13 protein-coding genes are annotated in these 17,703 nt (G+C 32.1%); 4 read left to right on the top strand and 9 right to left on the bottom strand.

Annotated elements, in window-relative coordinates; all coding sequences use genetic code 11:
• Positions 1-234: 234 nt before the first annotated feature.
• From H0V01_05910 to H0V01_05900, 3 genes are read right to left on the bottom strand one after another with little or no spacing between them, the layout of a single operon-like run.
• Positions 235-2,475: a response regulator gene (locus H0V01_05910; GenBank protein MBA2582907.1), complete on the bottom strand. Its 2,241-nt coding sequence runs from the start codon at positions 2,473-2,475 to the stop codon at positions 235-237.
• 49 nt (positions 2,476-2,524) lie between these two features.
• On the bottom strand, positions 2,525-2,908 hold the full coding sequence (locus H0V01_05905; GenBank protein ID MBA2582906.1) for a response regulator: 384 nt from the start codon (positions 2,906-2,908) through the stop codon (positions 2,525-2,527).
• A gap of 7 nt (positions 2,909-2,915) precedes the next feature.
• On the bottom strand, positions 2,916-3,401 hold the full coding sequence (locus H0V01_05900) for a response regulator transcription factor (GenBank protein ID MBA2582905.1): 486 nt from the start codon (positions 3,399-3,401) through the stop codon (positions 2,916-2,918).
• 376 nt (positions 3,402-3,777) lie between these two features.
• Between H0V01_05900 and H0V01_05895 the strand changes: the two genes are divergently transcribed.
• The 3 genes from H0V01_05895 to H0V01_05885 all read left to right on the top strand — a co-directional run bounded on the left by H0V01_05895 (position 3,778) and on the right by H0V01_05885 (position 7,213).
• Positions 3,778-4,395: a PorT family protein gene (locus tag H0V01_05895; protein ID MBA2582904.1), complete on the top strand. Its 618-nt coding sequence runs from the start codon at positions 3,778-3,780 to the stop codon at positions 4,393-4,395.
• 246 nt (positions 4,396-4,641) lie between these two features.
• Positions 4,642-5,526 carry an alpha/beta fold hydrolase gene (locus H0V01_05890; protein ID MBA2582903.1) on the top strand — a complete coding sequence of 295 codons (885 nt, stop codon included), beginning with the start codon at positions 4,642-4,644 and terminating at the stop codon, positions 5,524-5,526.
• Positions 5,519-7,213 (top strand): hypothetical protein, encoded by a 1,695-nt coding sequence (locus tag H0V01_05885; protein ID MBA2582902.1) that lies wholly within the window; start codon positions 5,519-5,521, stop codon positions 7,211-7,213. Before H0V01_05890 ends, H0V01_05885 begins: the two co-directional genes overlap by 8 nt.
• A gap of 183 nt (positions 7,214-7,396) precedes the next feature.
• On the opposite strand, the gene H0V01_05880 is transcribed toward H0V01_05885, so the two are convergent.
• From H0V01_05880 to H0V01_05855, 6 genes are all read right to left on the bottom strand, one after another.
• The gene (locus H0V01_05880) at positions 7,397-8,068 is read right to left on the bottom strand and encodes an aminopeptidase P family protein (GenBank protein MBA2582901.1); all 672 of its coding nucleotides are present in this window, start codon (positions 8,066-8,068) and stop codon (positions 7,397-7,399) included.
• Between the two features lie 340 nt (positions 8,069-8,408).
• Positions 8,409-10,163: a hypothetical protein gene (locus tag H0V01_05875; GenBank protein MBA2582900.1), complete on the bottom strand. Its 1,755-nt coding sequence runs from the start codon at positions 10,161-10,163 to the stop codon at positions 8,409-8,411.
• A gap of 112 nt (positions 10,164-10,275) precedes the next feature.
• The gene (locus tag H0V01_05870) at positions 10,276-11,511 is read right to left on the bottom strand and encodes a polysaccharide deacetylase family protein (protein ID MBA2582899.1); all 1,236 of its coding nucleotides are present in this window, start codon (positions 11,509-11,511) and stop codon (positions 10,276-10,278) included.
• A 43-nt stretch (positions 11,512-11,554) separates the two neighbouring features.
• Positions 11,555-12,844: a glycosyltransferase gene (locus H0V01_05865; protein MBA2582898.1), complete on the bottom strand. Its 1,290-nt coding sequence runs from the start codon at positions 12,842-12,844 to the stop codon at positions 11,555-11,557.
• Positions 12,845-12,887: 43 nt separating this feature from the next.
• Positions 12,888-15,353 (bottom strand): glucan 1,4-alpha-glucosidase, encoded by a 2,466-nt coding sequence (locus H0V01_05860; protein ID MBA2582897.1) that lies wholly within the window; start codon positions 15,351-15,353, stop codon positions 12,888-12,890.
• A 290-nt stretch (positions 15,354-15,643) separates the two neighbouring features.
• A complete protein-coding gene (locus H0V01_05855) occupies positions 15,644-17,074 on the bottom strand; it encodes a PAS domain-containing sensor histidine kinase (GenBank protein ID MBA2582896.1) in 1,431 nt (476 codons plus the stop codon).
• A 372-nt stretch (positions 17,075-17,446) separates the two neighbouring features.
• Here H0V01_05855 and H0V01_05850 point away from each other — a divergent pair, with 372 nt between their 5' ends.
• Positions 17,447-17,650, top strand: coding sequence for a hypothetical protein (locus tag H0V01_05850; protein ID MBA2582895.1), 204 nt, complete (start codon positions 17,447-17,449; stop codon positions 17,648-17,650).
• Positions 17,651-17,703 lie beyond the last annotated feature (53 nt).

Raw genomic sequence — 17,703 nt, 5'->3', positions numbered from 1 at the left:
TCATTGTTAATGAAGAACCATTTACTATCCTTTCTCGAATTACTTTCATATGTAGATAATTTGTTTTTTAAATGTCATCCCGATTTATCGGGACGCCATGTTATATTCATTATTGTTTGTGCACTGTTCGGTGCATGGCTATTTCATATGTATATAATTTAATTGTTAATTGTCATCCCGATTTATCGGGAGCCATGTTATATTCATTAGCGTTTGTGAACGGTTCGTGCATGGCTATTTCATACACTGTTGTTTTAAGTTCATATTTATCAGAATCAATTCATTTTGAAGTTCTTCATAAGCATTATTACAAATAGTTTCAATATCTAAAATAGATTTAGAAACAAGGTTACTGTTCACTTTTTTACTACTAAAATTTTCAATTTCCCTGGCAAGTTCTACAAGTTTAATACCACCTATAAAACCAAAGGATGGTTTTATTTTATGCGCTTCAGCCATTAAAAGTTCCCAATTTTTGTTTTCATAATGTCTTTTCATATTATCTATTGCCACTGGTGTTTGTTGGATAAAAAGCATAATAATTTCTTTAATAAAATTGTCATCCCCTTTAGATAAACTTCTCAAATAATTTAAATCAATACTTTTTTCGGTGAAGTAATCATTTTCCAAATTCGATTTTTTGCTGATAAGGGTACAGATTTGGTTAAATAGCATTTGTTCATCAAAGGGTTTGGAAATATATCCATCCATACCAACTTGCATGCATTTATCTGCGTCTGCCTGGCTTGCATTAGCTGTCATGGCAAGAATGGGAATATTGAACCAAGGCTTTAAGACATTTTTCCTTATGTGTTGTGTAACTTCATATCCGCTCATTTCAGGCATTTGTATGTCCATTAATACAATGTCATACCTTTTTTCATTTAATAATTTCAAGGCTGTCATACCATTATCAGCAACATCCACTTTAAATCCAAAATCTAGAAGTACAGTTTGGGCCAAAAGCTGATTAATAATATTATCCTCAACCAATAATATTTGTATTTCCTTGAACATTATTTTTGTTTTTTCAACCTTTTTATTTATAAAATCAAAATGATTATTTGGGACTGTAGGGAATTTTAAAATAAAGGAAAAAACAGAACCTATTCCTAGTTTGCTTTCTACTGAAACTATTCCGTTTTGTAGTTCCACGAGTTCCTTTACAATGTTTAGCCCCAGCCCGGTTCCACCGTATTTACGTGTTATTTCAGTACTTGCTTGGGTAAAACTTTCAAAAATGGTTGGCAATTTTTCCGCAGCTATTCCTATTCCGGTATCTTTTATAGTAAATTTTATTGTAACTGTATTTTTATCCTGTTCAAGTATTTTGGTAATTAAACTGATTTCCCCTTTTTCAGTAAATTTAATGGCATTGCTAACCAGGTTCAATATTATCTGGTTTAATCTAACAGGGTCTCCAATAAGCAAATCAGGGATATTTTTGTCAAAATGGTTAATGAGTTTAAGGTTCTTTTCCTCGGCCTTGGAGTGCAACAAATCAGTTATGGATGAAATCAGATTGTGTATCTTAAAATCTGTTTTTTCAAAAACCATTTTCCCTGCCCCTGCTTTGGATAGATCAAGAATATCGTTAATAATTACCAGTAAAATATCTGAGGAAGTCTTAATGGCATCCAGATATTCCTTTTGGTTTATAGTTACTTCCGATTTAAGCAATATTTTTGTAAGGCCAGAAATAGCATTCATTGGAGTTCTAATCTCGTGGCTAACATTTGCTAAAAAATGTTCTTTTACCTGCACTGATTTTTCAGCAATTTCTTTTGCCTTGATTAATTCCTGCTCAAAATAATTGCGGTGTGATATATCCATAAATATCACAATCAGCGATGCTGAAAGCACGATAAATGTTATAAGATTGCCAATAATAATTATTGTTTTGATTCTATCAGAATAAATTTTTGCAATGATAGTCCCTGTTTCTAATGATTCCCTTTCTTGTATTTCCATATTTCCTAAAATCTCACGAATGGAATTCATAATAATTTTAGGCTTATGGCTTAAAACCAATTCAATAGCAGGTTGATATCCACTATTTTTTTTAACTTGAAAAACCTCCTCCATTATATCAAATCGTTCACTAATTAAAGGTTCGAGTAATTCTATTTTCCCAAATTGCCTGGAATGGTCCTTTGTTAATTCTTTTAGTTCTTGAATTTTTAACTTAACAACTAGTGCCGATTCGTGATAAGAGTTTAGGTATTCATCACTTGAAGTAATTACATAGGCTCTTTCACAGCTCTCAGCATAGGTAATAACAGATAATATTTCTTTTAATATCCCATAGGACAAATGTGAATTGGAGAGTTCATTAGTGGCTTTTAAAACCTGATTAGTGCTTAAGTAAGAAACAATACTGCTTAAAACGGATATCAATAGGGCGAACCCAAAACCAAGTCCCACAATTTTTTTTATGTGCCATTTTCTATTGATATTATTAATTATCCATCTCATCACTATATAGTTATGTTACCATTAATTTTAAGCTTGAAAAAAAGCTATTTTATTTATCCTGAAAAACTCTTGCTTTGGCATTTATTTGCTTTTCTATTCTAATCTTTAATTCAAGAAAATTCACAGGTTTAAGCACAAAATCATCTGCTCCCATTTTTAATGCTGATAGAATAATTTCACATTTGTCAAGTGAAGAAATAAGAATTACCGGAATCCTTTTAAGGTAGTGCTCTTTGAGTATTTTTAGCAGTCCCAGGCCTGACATATTAGGCATCATTATATCGCTAATTACCATGTCGATTTTTTTTTCCTCCAACAAATCAAATGCTTTTACCCCATCACTTGCCGTAATTACCTCAAATCCATCAGCCGTCAATATTCTGCTTAAGGTTTCCAGAATTATCGGATCATCATCTACTATTAGTATTTTCATCACTTACTTATTTTAATTTATACCATACAATTACTGAAAAAAGCAAAATAAAAAAACTTAAAAACAGTATTTTTTTGATTGCCATTTCCAACAAATGCTTTTTCTTTTCATGTTGTTTTTGATCATAAATGCTACAAATTTTTTCATACAATTCTCTTGCAGAAAAATTTTTCTTACTCATGTATTCACAGGCTCCAGCACGCATTACATCAATTATCACATCAATGTTTTGTTGACCAGAAAGCATAATTATTGGAATTTCCGGATAAGTTTGTTTGAATTTTTGAATGGCCTGTAAACCATTCATTCCCGGAAGAATATAATCTAGGATTATTACATCAGGATTAAAGTATAAATCTTTAAAAGCCACCTCGGCAGAACAATAAGGATAAATCCTAAAATCAGCTATTTCACGAAGTTTATGGTCAGTTATTACCGAACTTATTGTTGAATCTTCTATATAAAACACACTGATTCTTCTTTTTAAGGACATAAAGCTTATTGCATTAAATGCTAATCACTTTGTTTATGCTTGAAATTTACTGCCAAACTTTTTTCACAAACTAATACAAGACCTTTTAACATTCATTTTAAGGGGTGTTGAAAGAAATCTTGCATCAATCCTTGCTATTCATATTGTGTAAAGAAGGTGAAATGAATTCCACAATATGTGTAAATCATTGCTGTAAATATCACAGAAGGCTTTTTAGCCAAATTTCATCTTGTGGAATCTTTAGCTAACAATGAGGATAAATTTTCACAGAAAACATTATGCATTTTCATATCCCAACCTTAATAAGTGAGCATAAGGGCTTTGTTAATATTGGCAGAAAATTTTCAAGAGGTAAAAACATTAAGAATATTTAAAAATGAAAAAAATTCCCTTTGCAAGCCTTATTGTACTATTTTTTTTACTAACCATCCAAATAGGTTATGGGCAATTACAACTTGGAATTAAGGGAGGATTTAATCTGACTCATTTTAATATTGGCATTGAAAACCTAAGGATTAATCAATTCAATGCAGGTTACAATGCCGGTGTTTTTGCCAAACTGAATATTTTCGGATTTTTAGCGCTTCAACCAGAACTGTTATACAATACAAAGGGGCATTCAAGTGAATATTTTGATTATCACCTAAATTATATTGAGCTGCCAGTATACCTTGTTTTGAATATTACAAATACCGTTAATTTGCACTTTGGCCCCTACGCTTCAATACTTTCCGATGGTCAAATAACTTCAATCATTCCAGGATTTCGAGAGAACATAACAATAAACAGTTTTAAATTCTTTGATTATGGATTCTCTGCAGGTACTTCCGCTGACTTTAAAAGATTTAGCCTGGGTTTAAGGCATAATTGGGGAGTAGTACCAATCATTGATGATTATAGGCTTGCAGGAAAATTATACAACATAGCCGAAGCGAAAAATTCAGTTTGGCAAATTTTTCTGGCAATAAACCTTATTAAGATTGGCAAATCATAATATGAAATAGCCATGCACGAACCGTTCACAAACGCTAATGAATATAACATGGCTATCCCGATAAATCGGGATGTCAATTAAAAAACAAATTATATACATATGAAATAGCCATGCACCGAACAGTGCACAAACACTAATGAAGATAACCTGGCTCCCGATAAATCGGGATGACTATTAAAAAACAAATTATATACATATGAAAATATATAAAACAATATTTAACAATGACCTAATAAAAATCAGCTTATGAATACAATTGTTACAGAAAATTATGTGCAGATCAATAACAATCTTCTCTGTTATTCAATTACAGGCAGGGATTCATTTCCGCCCCTTGTATTAATTCACACCCTTGGTTTGAACAAATCCATGTGGAATGAACAGATTGAGTTTTTATCGAAGGATTATCAAGTAGTATCCTATGATATAAGAGGGCATGGATCGAGTGGAGTTTCAGATGGATTGTACAATATTGATCTTTTTGTGGATGATCTTATTGCACTCATGGATCATCTGAAGATACAAAAGGTAATCCTTTGTGGAATATCTATGGGTGGATACATTGCGATAAGAGCAGTTGAGTTGTTTCCTGAAAGAATACAAGGTCTCATTCTTTGTGATACTAAAAGTTATGCAGATAGCAATAAGGAAAAAATTAAAAGATTTGAGTTCATTAAAAATGTGAAAGCAAAAGGCGAGGAATTCTTCTCGGATAACATATTAGAAGGGCTATTAAGCATTGAGTCAAATGATAACCATAAGGATATATTAATAAAAACAAGGGAAAATTTAGAATCTAACTCCCTATTGGGTATATGTGGTACTATGCTTGCGCTGGCCTCTAGAATGGACAGCAGCGAGAGTCTTAAAAATATTAAAATACCAACTTTAATCCTTGCAGGAGAAAAGGACAATGATTCCCCACCTGTAGATTCACAATATCTTAATTACTTTATTACTGGTTCTCAATTGCATATTATAAAACATGCTTTTTATTTATCCAACCTTGAGAATCCCAATGAATTTAACAGGCTAATCAAAGCATTTCTCACAAAAAATTTTAACCAAATAATCATTTCAAACCCCATAGAAATTTTAATGGAAAAATTAAGCAAAACAGCAAATGAATAATTTCGATCAACATATCCTTCTAATTAGTCCTTATTCTCCTTCTGAGGATAAAATTGCTCAATATTCTGCAACTTTATTTGATGTGTTTAATAAAAAAATTAATACTCCATTTAAACTTAAAATATGTGCCGTTACTTCAGAAAATTTCACCTATGATAATTATAAAGAAGTGCAATATGTTTTAAATCCTCTAAAAAGGCAGGAGTATTTTAATTTAGCCGATAACATAAATAAGGATGGGCAAATTTCATCAGTGCTTATACAACATAATATAAATTTATATGGTAGAGAAAATGGTGATAACCTATTGTTTCTTTTATATTCGGTAAAAAAGCCAATTCTACTATTTTTAAATGAAGTACCAGAAAAAGCAGATTACCGATTTAAAGAACTATTGAAAAGTATTACTTCAAGGGCAAATGTAATCCTTGTTGGCAACAAATTTCATAAAGAGATCCTAATAAATCAGTATGAAATTATTTGTGATAAAATTGAATTGGTAAATGAAAAAATAAATTTTGATGAGAATTTAATTGGCGTTACAGCAAATAATTTCACCTCAATATCCATAGATAAAGAAGCATTAATTTATGCTGATTTATTTCTTAGATATTCCGTAAATAAAAATATTGAATTTACAGTTCCACCACTGTCCTTGGAAATTCTAAGAAAAGCATTGGACTATGAGCAAAATAAAAAACATACTATTTCTGAAAATTCCATATTACATAATTCAGAAGTAATTCATGCAATATGTTTATATCATAAGCTAACAAATGTTGTTTATGGTCTTAAAGTGATTGAATTACTTCTTATGGAAATAAATGACTGCATTTGTAAAAACATGGAGCATATAAATATGCATAAAAGCCTGGAGGGAAAAGAAGAAAAAGATATGGTTTCTGCATTTTCGGCAATGGCAATCTTATTGTCAATAAAAGATGACAAAATCCCAGTACAACTTTATTCCCAGGCAAAAACCAATTACCAAAATATTCTAAAATTATCAGAAACATTTACCAGCTTTTCTGCCCATGCCGGGCTATTAAAAGGCCTATATATCTATTATACTATATTTCCAGAAGAAAGGATAAAAGAAAATGCACTAATCATTGCAGATAAGTTAATTGAAAAATATTATCAAGAGGTTCAAATTGAGGAGGAACAAAAGTGGATTGAAAATTCCTATCATTCTGCGAACTCAAAATTATCAGAAGCCCTTTTGTATGCATATCTATTATCGGGGGTTGAAATATATAAGGTAATTGCAATTGTAACTTTCGATTGGATAATTGCAAACTCATTTAGAGAGGGCTACCTGAATTGCGTTTCTAATACAACATTTGGAACTTCAAAAAACTATTTTGATTATAAACCTGCAGAAGTTACAGAGACTATAATTACCCTGAGCTTATTTTATGAAGTTTTTGATGATGATCTATACTTAAGGTATATAAAAACCGCATTCAATTGGTACTCCGGCTATAACAACATAAAAACAGCAATTCATTATCCGGAATTTGACATTTGTTTTGATGGAATTTCTGAAAACAAACTCCTACCAAGCATTTCGGATTTTGCTGCAATAAATTATTTAATTGCCCGTCTGGTTTTGGATTTAAAAAACAACAAGAAAAATCTTTTAAAGACTAATATTGAAAATGAAACTGAAATTCTAAATCAATAAAATACAGTTGATTTTGAAAAAATAAACATTCAAATCTAATCCTTATTACTTTAAATGGAGAACAATAAGTTGTATTTATAAGCAATCAATAGACTCATGTTGACTTTTAATTGTGAATACTTCTATGTGTATGTATTTTGGGAGTTAATTTAGTTTGGCTTAATCATTAAATATTGAAATCCATTAAGATAAAAGCTGTTCGTAAAAGCCTCCTATTTCTAATTCTTTATCAATAAAATGAATTTCATAAATCCAAAACCTTTCATTCCCATTTTTATCCTTATCACTCATTAGTTTATTATTATCAGGATGGATATAATTAACAATTTCTTCCCCACATAATTTTTCATGAGGAAAATTTCCAATTAAATGACCACAGTGTATATTTCCGAATTGCCACCCAAATTTTTCAGCAAGTTTTTTCGTATAGTTGAAAAAATCTGCTCCTGATAAATTTTGTTTGTTTTTTTCAAAATAATCCTTGCCTTCGTACCAGGCAAGTTCTACATCCTTTTTTAATTTCAGTTTATTTTGGTCATTGCCTAATACATAAGTTCTTCCAATATCCGCTTCCCAATTTTCGAAAACAGGGCCAAAATCAAAAAAAACAATATCATCCCTCTGTAAAACCAAATCAGGTGGATTTTCTTTGTAGGGAAACAAAGTGTTTTTTCCAGAACGAACGATCCTTTTATGCCAGTATTTCTTAATATTAAAGAGTTCAAATGCTAAATTAAAAACTTCCTTATTTAACTGGTATTCTGTTTTACCCTCAATAATAATTCCAAGCTCTTGAATTTTATCAAATAAATAAGTTGCTTTTTCCTCCGCTTCAATAAGTAGTTGTTTGGCCATAAAATCCACTGACATTACTTTTATAAAAATATAAATTTCTTTAACTGAATTAAATGCGGTTAAATTAAACTTATTTTAAATACAAATTTACCCAAGTACAAAACTAAATTTTATTTGGAGAATACTTTTTTTCCGAAATAAAAACCAAAAAGTTGAAACAACGATTTATTCATAATTACCAATGGAAATTAGCAGTAATTTCTTACATAAGTATTTATAAGGAAGTATTTTAACTGATTATAATAGCTTGTATATTAATTTTGAAATTTATATTTTGAAAGTTGTTTAAATTAAAACGGCCATTCAAATTGAACGGCCGCAATAATTTGATTGCAATAAATTAAACAAATTTTACTTGCAAAGTAAGGGAGGTTTTTATTGTTTCTCTTAAGTTATATAAGCCTTTTGAAACATCTTCGCCTAAATCAATCTTAATTACTCTTCTTTTATGATCCTGTAAGGCTTTAAAATCTCCTATAGCTTGAGAATTCTTCAACATGCCAAAAGTATAAGGCTTTCCTGGTACATCAATATCAACTGAATTTCCCCCCGTCAATAAAATAAATAATCCATTGTTGGGTCCTCCTTTATGAAATTGACCGGTTGAATGTAAATACCTGGGTCCAAAACCTGAGGTAGAGGCTAAATGTAAATTTTCTTCAAGAAATTTTCTGAGTTTTTCTATTTCACTCGTTGTTTTGATTGTTTCTGGAATATAAGCCTGAATACCAATATAATCACCTGTTACTGCAAGTGAAAAGAAATCATCTAAAAAAGCTTCAGCGGTAACGGAACCGTTTGTAGTACCAGAAAAACGTAATCCTTTATCAATGAAAAGAGGCTTATCCTCTTTGAGCAGTCCCTTAGATTCAATGGTTTTTAAAATTTTCTCTGTATTCTCTTTATTTTGCTGGACATTTGGTTGATCGAATGGGTTAATATTTAGTATGGCACCTGAAATAGCTGTAGCAAATTGCCACCTGAAAAATTCCATCCCAAAATCATGAATATCATCCAACTCAATAATTATAACTGGATGCCCCTCTTCTTCTAGAGAATTAATTTTATCCGACCATTCTTGGTCAAAAACTCCTGCATAGTTAATAAATACAAAAATTCTATCATTTCCGTAAAATGTATTTCCACTAGTTATATCGCCAGAAACAGGCAAAATCCCTACACCTTTTTTTCCTGTACTTTCGGCTATTAATTGCTCAAACCACATTTTCATTGGAGAAATTTCCTCAGGCATGAAAAATGTAAGTTTGTTTCTACCTTGTTTAACCAGTTCAGCTAGTACTCCGCCAAGAACAGCTCCAGGGTTTTTCCTGAGAGGAACACCTGCTGAACATTCATGTACCATTAACAGGGTTCGCTCAAGCAATTCACCTACATTAACACCCATTAAAATAGCTGGTATAATACCAAAATAAGTAAAAATTGAATATCTGCCACCAATATCTGAATAATTCAAAAAAATCTGTCGGAAGTTCAGTTCTTTAGCTTGTTTCACTAACATTGTTCCTGGATCTGTAATAGCAACAAAATTTTCGCCAGCAGATTCACCTTTAATTTGTTTTAGTTTGTCATAAAAATATTCAAAAAGTGCTTGTGGCTCCACTGTAGTCCCTGATTTGCTGGCAAGAATAAACAGCGTGTTTTCTAAAGGAATTAACTTTTCTGTTTCCAAAATTATTTCTGGATCAGTTGTATCCAGCACTGTAAATGGAATACCTTGATTTTCTTTTTGGATAATTTTTTTGTAAACAAAAGAAGAAAGGCTGCTTCCGCCCATTCCTAAAATAACTATATGCTTAAAACCAGAAGAATGTATATCCGATTCAAATTTCAAAAGCATGGGAAGTGCAGCAATTGTTTTTTCCACTATATTTAACCATCCTAGGGATTGTGTAATAGTTTTTTCACCCTTGTTTTCACCCCATAAACTTGCATCTTTGCTCCATAGCCTTAGCACATATTGTTGCTCCTCAATCTGGCTAAGCCTCATATCAATTTTTTTCTGATATTTCCCAAGTTTAAATTTGGGCATATAACGCTCTAATTCGCTTGTTTGATTGTAAAAATCATAAATCATTATTTTTCCTCCCCATAAAGTTTATATTATTAATTGTTCTTAAGATTTTCATTCAGGATTCTTATTCAAAATGTGCTTTAAATATCCTTTAAGCTTATTCTAAAACCATTTCTCAAACAAGTTCAAGTTCAAATTCTTGCGGAATCATTACCAGTTTATTCTTGCTTGAATTTTTTACCCTGGTTTCGAAATCGCAAAACACATTCATGTAATAGATGTAAGCATCATAGGGAGAATCATAGGGGCTGAAATATTTATGTACATCCCCATCATTCCAAAATTTAGTACACATATAATAGAAATGGTCAGATGTTTGAAGTTTTTCCCAAACATTGAGTAGATCCTGATCATCTGCTTCCTTAACTAAATGCTCCAGAGAAAAAATTCTTTGCATTGCTTCCTCTTGCAATGAATTACTTAACCATGCTGACAAATCCCTTTCGGTATCTGCCCATGAAATAAAATCATGAGCATCGTAATCTCCTCTAACTGGATACTGGCTAATAACTTCTGAGGGAGTTTTAAAATCGAAATCAGGGTGTTTCAAAATGAATTCAGGCATATAATTCAAAAAGTCAAAAACTCCAGTGGATTCCCATTGATGTTCTCCGAAGGTTTCATAATCCATAAAAAGATTAATAACTTCTCCATTCCCTGCAATTGTATGTGCCCATTGACTGAATTTATCAGCCGTTAATGGAAATTCGCTCCAATTCTTGTCAGAGAAGCGAAAAGCTATATCATCGGAAAGCTTATAATTTTTCAATAATGCTTTTATCTTACTTGTACCAATAGGTTGGTAAAGGAAATTTGCAGACCTTCCATTTAATAATCTATCAACTCCTTCACAAATAATACCCTTATAACCCATTTTTTCAATATCAACTGCAAGTTCATTATTAAAGATTAATTCAGTATTTCTGAACACCTTAGGAGTTTGTCCGAAATATTTTTTAATTTTCTTCTCATGTTTTTGAACCTGTCTTTTGAACTCATCCTTTGAAAACAAATAACTCAGGGAATGGTTATAGGTTTCAGCTAAAAATTCAACGCATCCTGTTTTAGCCAAGGCTACAAAGGATTCTAAAACATCGGGTCTGTATCTTTCAAATTGTTCAATAGCCATACCACTAATGGAATAACTGATCTTAAACTTCCCATTATGACGCTCAATTAATTCAAGCATTTTCTGATTTGTCTTTATATAGCATTTAGCCGAGACTTTGTCAAGAACCTCTTTGTTTAATTTATCATCTTCATACATAGGGGTATTTCCTATATTAAAAAACGAATATCTTTTTAACCTGAAGGGTTGGTGCACTTGAAAATAAAAACATACTGAAGGCATAGGTTCTGGATTAAATGGTTATAAAATTTCTGTTATTTATTATTTAATTGTTGCAAAATTTATAATCCCGGTAAGTCTGAACAACTTTTTTGGCTGTTAAATTCCAACTTATGAGTTTAAGATTTTTATTTGCATCATCAACAACCTTTGAATTTAACATAGGATTATCAATTAGATTTAAAACATAATCAGCAGCTCTGTCAACATCCCAGAAATCAAATTTCAGTGAGCCGGATAAAACCTCAGCAACTCCGGACTGCTTGGAAATTACGCAGGGAATCTGAAATTGAGCTGCTTCAACTGCAGAAAGTCCAAATGGTTCAGAAACAGAGGGCATTAAATACACATCTGAAATAGAAAGTAAATGTTTTATTTCCTGCTGATTGATAAATCCAGTTAAATGAAATCTGTTACCAATTTTGCTATATGAACTATCCAACAACATTTTTCTAAAACTCTCCCCTGCTCCTGCCACAACAAAACGTACATCTGGGTTGTGTTTTAAAATTTTAGAGGCAATCTGAAGAAAATATTCTGGACCTTTCTGCCTGGTTAATCTGCCAATAAATAAAACTGTTTTCTCCTTATATGGTCTTACAGATTTAAATGGAACTACTGGTCTTATTCCATTATGAACTGGTACAATTTTGGCAGGATCAATCCCATAATACTTCACAATATTTTCAGCAGTAAATCTACTCACAGGCATTAGCAAATCTGCAGCCTCCATACCTTGCTTTTCTATATCATACATCCATCCTTTGCTTTCGGGCCCGCTCCTGTCCACTTCAAGGGAATGAATATGCATAACCAGTGGTTTTCCACTACGCGCTTTTATTTCCATACCTGCTACCATTGTCATCCAATCATGGGTATGAATGATATCGAAATTCAATCTTTCGGATAACTTTGCAGCAATATTTCCAAACTGAATAACTTTATGGATTACATCTCCACCATAAAGGTTGTCAATATCAAAAATACTGTATTTCTTGCCTTGAATTATTACCTCGTTTATATAACCTGTTTTCCTCTCTGAAGTGTAATCAGTAGAATAATAAGGGTCAAGATCCATTGGTATTTTGTAAATCTCATTGAGAGAACCATATTCATTTTGCCTTGAAATATCCTCAAATGAATTAACATCTATGTTATTTAATCCAATTACATTAAGTTTCCCAGTATTAAATCCGGGTATTGCTTTGGGTATAATCATTGTAACATTTGCAAATTCAGCCATAGCGATGGACAAATCATGACAAGCAATGCCTAAACCGCCATTTATAACAGGTGGAAATTCCCACCCTAACATCAAAACCTCAGGTATTTTCATTATTACTTTTTTAAAGCAGCTATTTATATTTATTGATTGTCTTTCAAACTATTTTCACTTCAAAATCTTTACCTTCCCACTTATTGCATTCTGTCCAATAAAATGTAAAAATTATTTTTGCTCCTTTTGGTAATTCATTTGTTATTAAATCAACAACATGAACCTTTAGTCCCGTATCAAATGAATAAGAATCCATTGAAGTTTGCCAGTTGTCATTAGTCCATCTTATTTTCATTTTGGCCATTGATTCAATCCTGAAATTTTTACCTGCAGGTATTCTTTTACATTTGCTGTTAAATTTGAACACTACAAATGTTGATTTTGTTTTTTCATCAATGTATCTTTCCTTGGTTTGTGGGGGCATATCAAAAACCTTTTTCATGGTTATGGAACGACAAAGCTTAATGTATTCTGCATGCGCCCATGCAAGAGGCATGGCAGAACCGGTAGCTTTTCCAAAGAAAAGTTCTTTAGAAGGAATATCCTCGCTATCCCAAATTTGTTCAGGGAGCATACCGCCTTCATTTGCGAAACTTTCCATGGTTTTTAATAATTTATAAGCACCCTTATAATTTCCTGCTGCTACTTCGTAATGAGCCCTTTCACCTGATAATAAAGGCCAAGGTCTTCCTATTCCAGTTCCATTAAATGGAGTTCCATCACTTTGCTCTCCATAACCATCATTATTATATCTGTACCAACAGGGGCCACTTGGTGTTTCCTTTTTTAATAATGAATCAATAACCTTAATAGTATTAAGTATCCTTTGATCTTTTGCATCCCTTAATCCAAATCTTACCAAGGCAAGTGCATCAACACTTACAAGATCCCTAGAATTTATTTTATTGGCACCCTTAGGACGGTTGGTTATTGTAATTATATCTTCCTTTGGGAATTTACCATCCCCATTCTCAGCCGTGGAAACACGAATGTAATAACCCTCAACTCCTACTCTTCTTGATAATGGAGTATCAGTAACATAAGTCCATCTTTCTATGCTTTCATTCCAATAATCAGCTGTTTCACGTAAATAAATTGCTATTTCAGGATGGTGATTGACTTCTGCACAGTCGGCTGCTATTAGTAGGGCCGCTATTTCAACCGCGAGTGTGTAGGGAGTGTAACCTGCGTTTTCTTCCCATCTGCACTGATCGGTAGTGGGGCCATGAGAAACAAGATAGGAAGCTGCTTTTTTAACCATAGGCCAAAGGCTTTTTAAATCTCCTAATTGAAGAGCGCCTTCTCTAATAGATAAATCTATAAGAAGGATTGGACTCGCTGCCTGATCCATTTGCACACCTGTCCAATAGGGAAAACCATCCATCCACATATTCTGTGGCCAATGACCGTCTTCCTCCTGCGTAACCATTAAATAAGTTAGAACTCTTCTTGCATCAGTATCCGCTTTTGCTGCTAATAAACCTCCTGCCGTATGAACCAAATCTCTTGGCCAGACCAAATGATAGCCTCCCAAATCATCGTCTCCACGTGAATGGCCCCAAGGAATTGACAAGCTTGCAATAAAACCTCCTGGATGTCTTTTTGATTCATGAATTCTTAAAATAGAAGTACTCACACGGTATAAATCTCTTGCCGATATTTTGGCTGTTTTAAAATTAAAAAGATCTTTTTGCCAGTTAAGCCATTCCTTTATATATACTTTTTTTGCTGTATCAAAACCCTCTAAAATACTTGACCTGGCTCTTAGTCCTGCTTCAGCGCTATTCCTGCCAAATCCTATAGCAATGATGATTTCGCTTTCGCTTTTTTCAGATTCTTTTAAATCAATTTCAGCTATCATGGCGATATTTCCATTTTCTGCCCGCTTGTAGATCCATTTCATAAACTTATGGCTTTTAAGGTCCTGCCAGCCATCAGAGGTTCCCACAAAACCAACAGAATAATTCAACCAAGGAATTGAGCACGCAAGGGCAAGAGCATTACCTCTTTCGGCAAACAACATTGGCATGCCTTTATAATCCCCAGTCCACCCGGTATTACCTGAACCATAATTCCCGATATGTGGAGCTAATAAAATAAATAGTTTATAATCAGAAATATCTTTTTTTAAAGGCACGAATTTTATTCGTTGTAAAAAAGTATCCCTGTAAGGATCAGTAATAATTTCTTTCTCAATTCTGTAATTACCTTCATGACAAGTGTTAATTAAACGAAAACCAGGAACACCTTCTGCTAGATACTCAATATGATGGCTTGTATTTCTTTTTTCTTCAGAAAAGAATTTTTTACCATCAGTTACAATAAATTCCATATCTCTGGTGCAAGCTTGATCAACTTGGGGATAATAAATTTCATTAATGGTTCCATGGCTCATGGTAAACCAAACTTTACTGGCAACGTTTAGGGATGTACCTACTCCGTTTTTATCTGCTGATGTCCATCTTGGAGCAATGCCTGGCCAACCCGGGGCATGTGTTTTTTCTTTTTTTAATGAAGTAATTGAATTGTTTGAATTGTTTAAAATAGTTTTTTCTAAAACTTCAACCATGCTTTCTTCAAGCACTTTTTCAAGAATAATATCTTTATTCATTTCTATTTCCTCCTGGGATTTATACACCATTAATGTTTTTCTAGATTAAGTTCTTTTTTATTACAATACTATGCCTTTTTAAACTATCCTTTAAACTAATTTTTAAGATTCTATCAAATAAGAAGTTACATTTTTCAAATGCATTTAAACAAAGAATCAATGCCTGCATTTTATGGGAAAAAAACTCCTCAAGATGTGTAAAATAAGAACAATGTGGGGAAAACAACTAAGTAAAATTTATGTCTTTTTCAAATTGTTTTTTTGTTTATTTTAGCCTTTAACTCCTTAGTTATTTTGGGTATTTCATCACTCTTGGGCAATGTGAAAGAAAACTTTCCACCCTTTCCTGGTTCACTTTCTGCCCAAATCTTTCCACCCTGTATTTCTATTAGCTCTTTGCATAAAATCAAACCTAAACCTGTACCTGATTCATTTGAAGTGCCATTGGTACTGTTTTTCTTATCTATTCTAAATAAATTAATTAAGGTTTTTTTATCCAGGCCCTCCCCTGTATCCAAAACACTTATTTTAGTGAATTTTTCTTTCTCAGTTGCCTCAATTCGAACGTCACCTCCAATGGCTGTGAATTTTATGGCATTTGTTATTAAATTTTGAATCACGGATTCCAACATATTCTTATCTGCGACTACAGCAATATTTTCATCAACCGTGGTTTTAACTGTTATTTGCTTGTTCTCAGCATAATGTTGCAGTAATTTTAAACTTTCTACTATTAATTCATTAAGATTTATTTCTTCTGGCTTATAATCTATTTTTCCAAACTGAATAACTGACCATTTTAATAAATTATTCAACAATGAATAAACTCTGTTTACTGTTAAATCTAATTTTTGATGAATCTCTAATACCTGCCTTTTATCCATTTGTTCATAATCATTGACAAGGATATTTGTTAGACCAAGCATAACTGAGAAGGGATTTCTTAAATCATGGGCTATGATTGCAAAAAACTTATCCTTGTTAACATTCAATTCCCTTAAATCCCTTTCAGACTTTGCGAGTTGAATAAATACCTGAGCAAGTTCAAGGGATTTTCGTTCAAGTAGTTTTTTATTAAATAGCAATTCATGGGTGTTTTTTTTCAATGCTTTCTCAGCTATTTTTCTATCCGTAATATCGATAAGTGCAGCCCTGAAGCAATCGGGATTATTTCCATTTCCACTAATTTTAATTCCTTCTAATTGAGCATGGAAAACCTCACCATCTTTATTTAGCATCTGGATTTCACAAGTCTGCTTTACATCACTTTGCATGGTTTCTTTTAAAAAATCATTGAAATCATCCCAAAATTCAGGAACAATGTAAATGTGAAACATTTTATGAATTAAAAAATCTCTGTTTATTCTAAGAATTTTACTGGCAGCCAAATTTACCTCCTGAATAAACCCTTCCTGATCAAAAGTAAAATATCCAATAGGAGAAAAATCATATAAATCGGCATATTTATTTCTAGAAATTTCGATCTCTTTTTTTGCCCTTTTCAATTCCTCATTCTGAATTTCAAGTTCAACTTGATATACATGCAATTCATGGATAAGCATATCCAGATTGCCTCTATTGGCCTTTCCCATCATTTCTGCCTTTTTCTTATTTATTAGGCGCTCAGTTGGATTTAGCAACTGAAAAGAATCAGTAAGCTTATTTTTCTTAGTTTTCATTAGTCCTATTTATTTATTGCTTCCGTATTAATACAAATTGCTTAAAAAACCATTACTCAGTTTTTTTTTAGACGTAAAAACCTTGATGATTTTTGCAATATGAGGTTTAGCAATTCAAAATAGGGAAGGTCAATATCCATTCCCATGTAATAAAAACCTTGCAATTATCGCTAATAAATTGATTTAGTGATGATTAAATTTCATTTTAAGTAGAAATAGAAAATTCAAGAGTTAAAATTTGTGCGGAATAAATTCCACTACTTGCGGATATTTTTCCACCATTAGAACTCTTTGGCCTTCCAAAACAAGCATTTAATATGAATTTTTGTTTTTAGTACTGAATTTGTAACAACAATTAAAAAAAATGCAATTATGGATAAGGAAAATAATCACTCCTTTAAAAAATTAATCAGATTTGAAATCGAAAATTACGATGGTCAATTAGACGAACTAATTCTGAAGGATATTATCTCTGATTTTTCAATTTTTACAAATAAGTTGCGATCAAAATATAACATTTCAGGGGAAAAATTCAAGATTACTGTTGGCAAAAGTATATTTGACAAATTATTTTAAACTATCCTTCATTAACCTTATTAGTATCCTGTAAATTAAAAATACACATTAGC

Source organism: Bacteroidota bacterium, from assembly GCA_013696965.1.
Lineage (GTDB): Bacteria > Bacteroidota > Bacteroidia > JACCXN01 > JACCXN01 > JACCXN01.
Note: the sequence above shows the minus strand (reverse complement) of the source record. Positions and strands in the feature narration are given on the sequence as shown.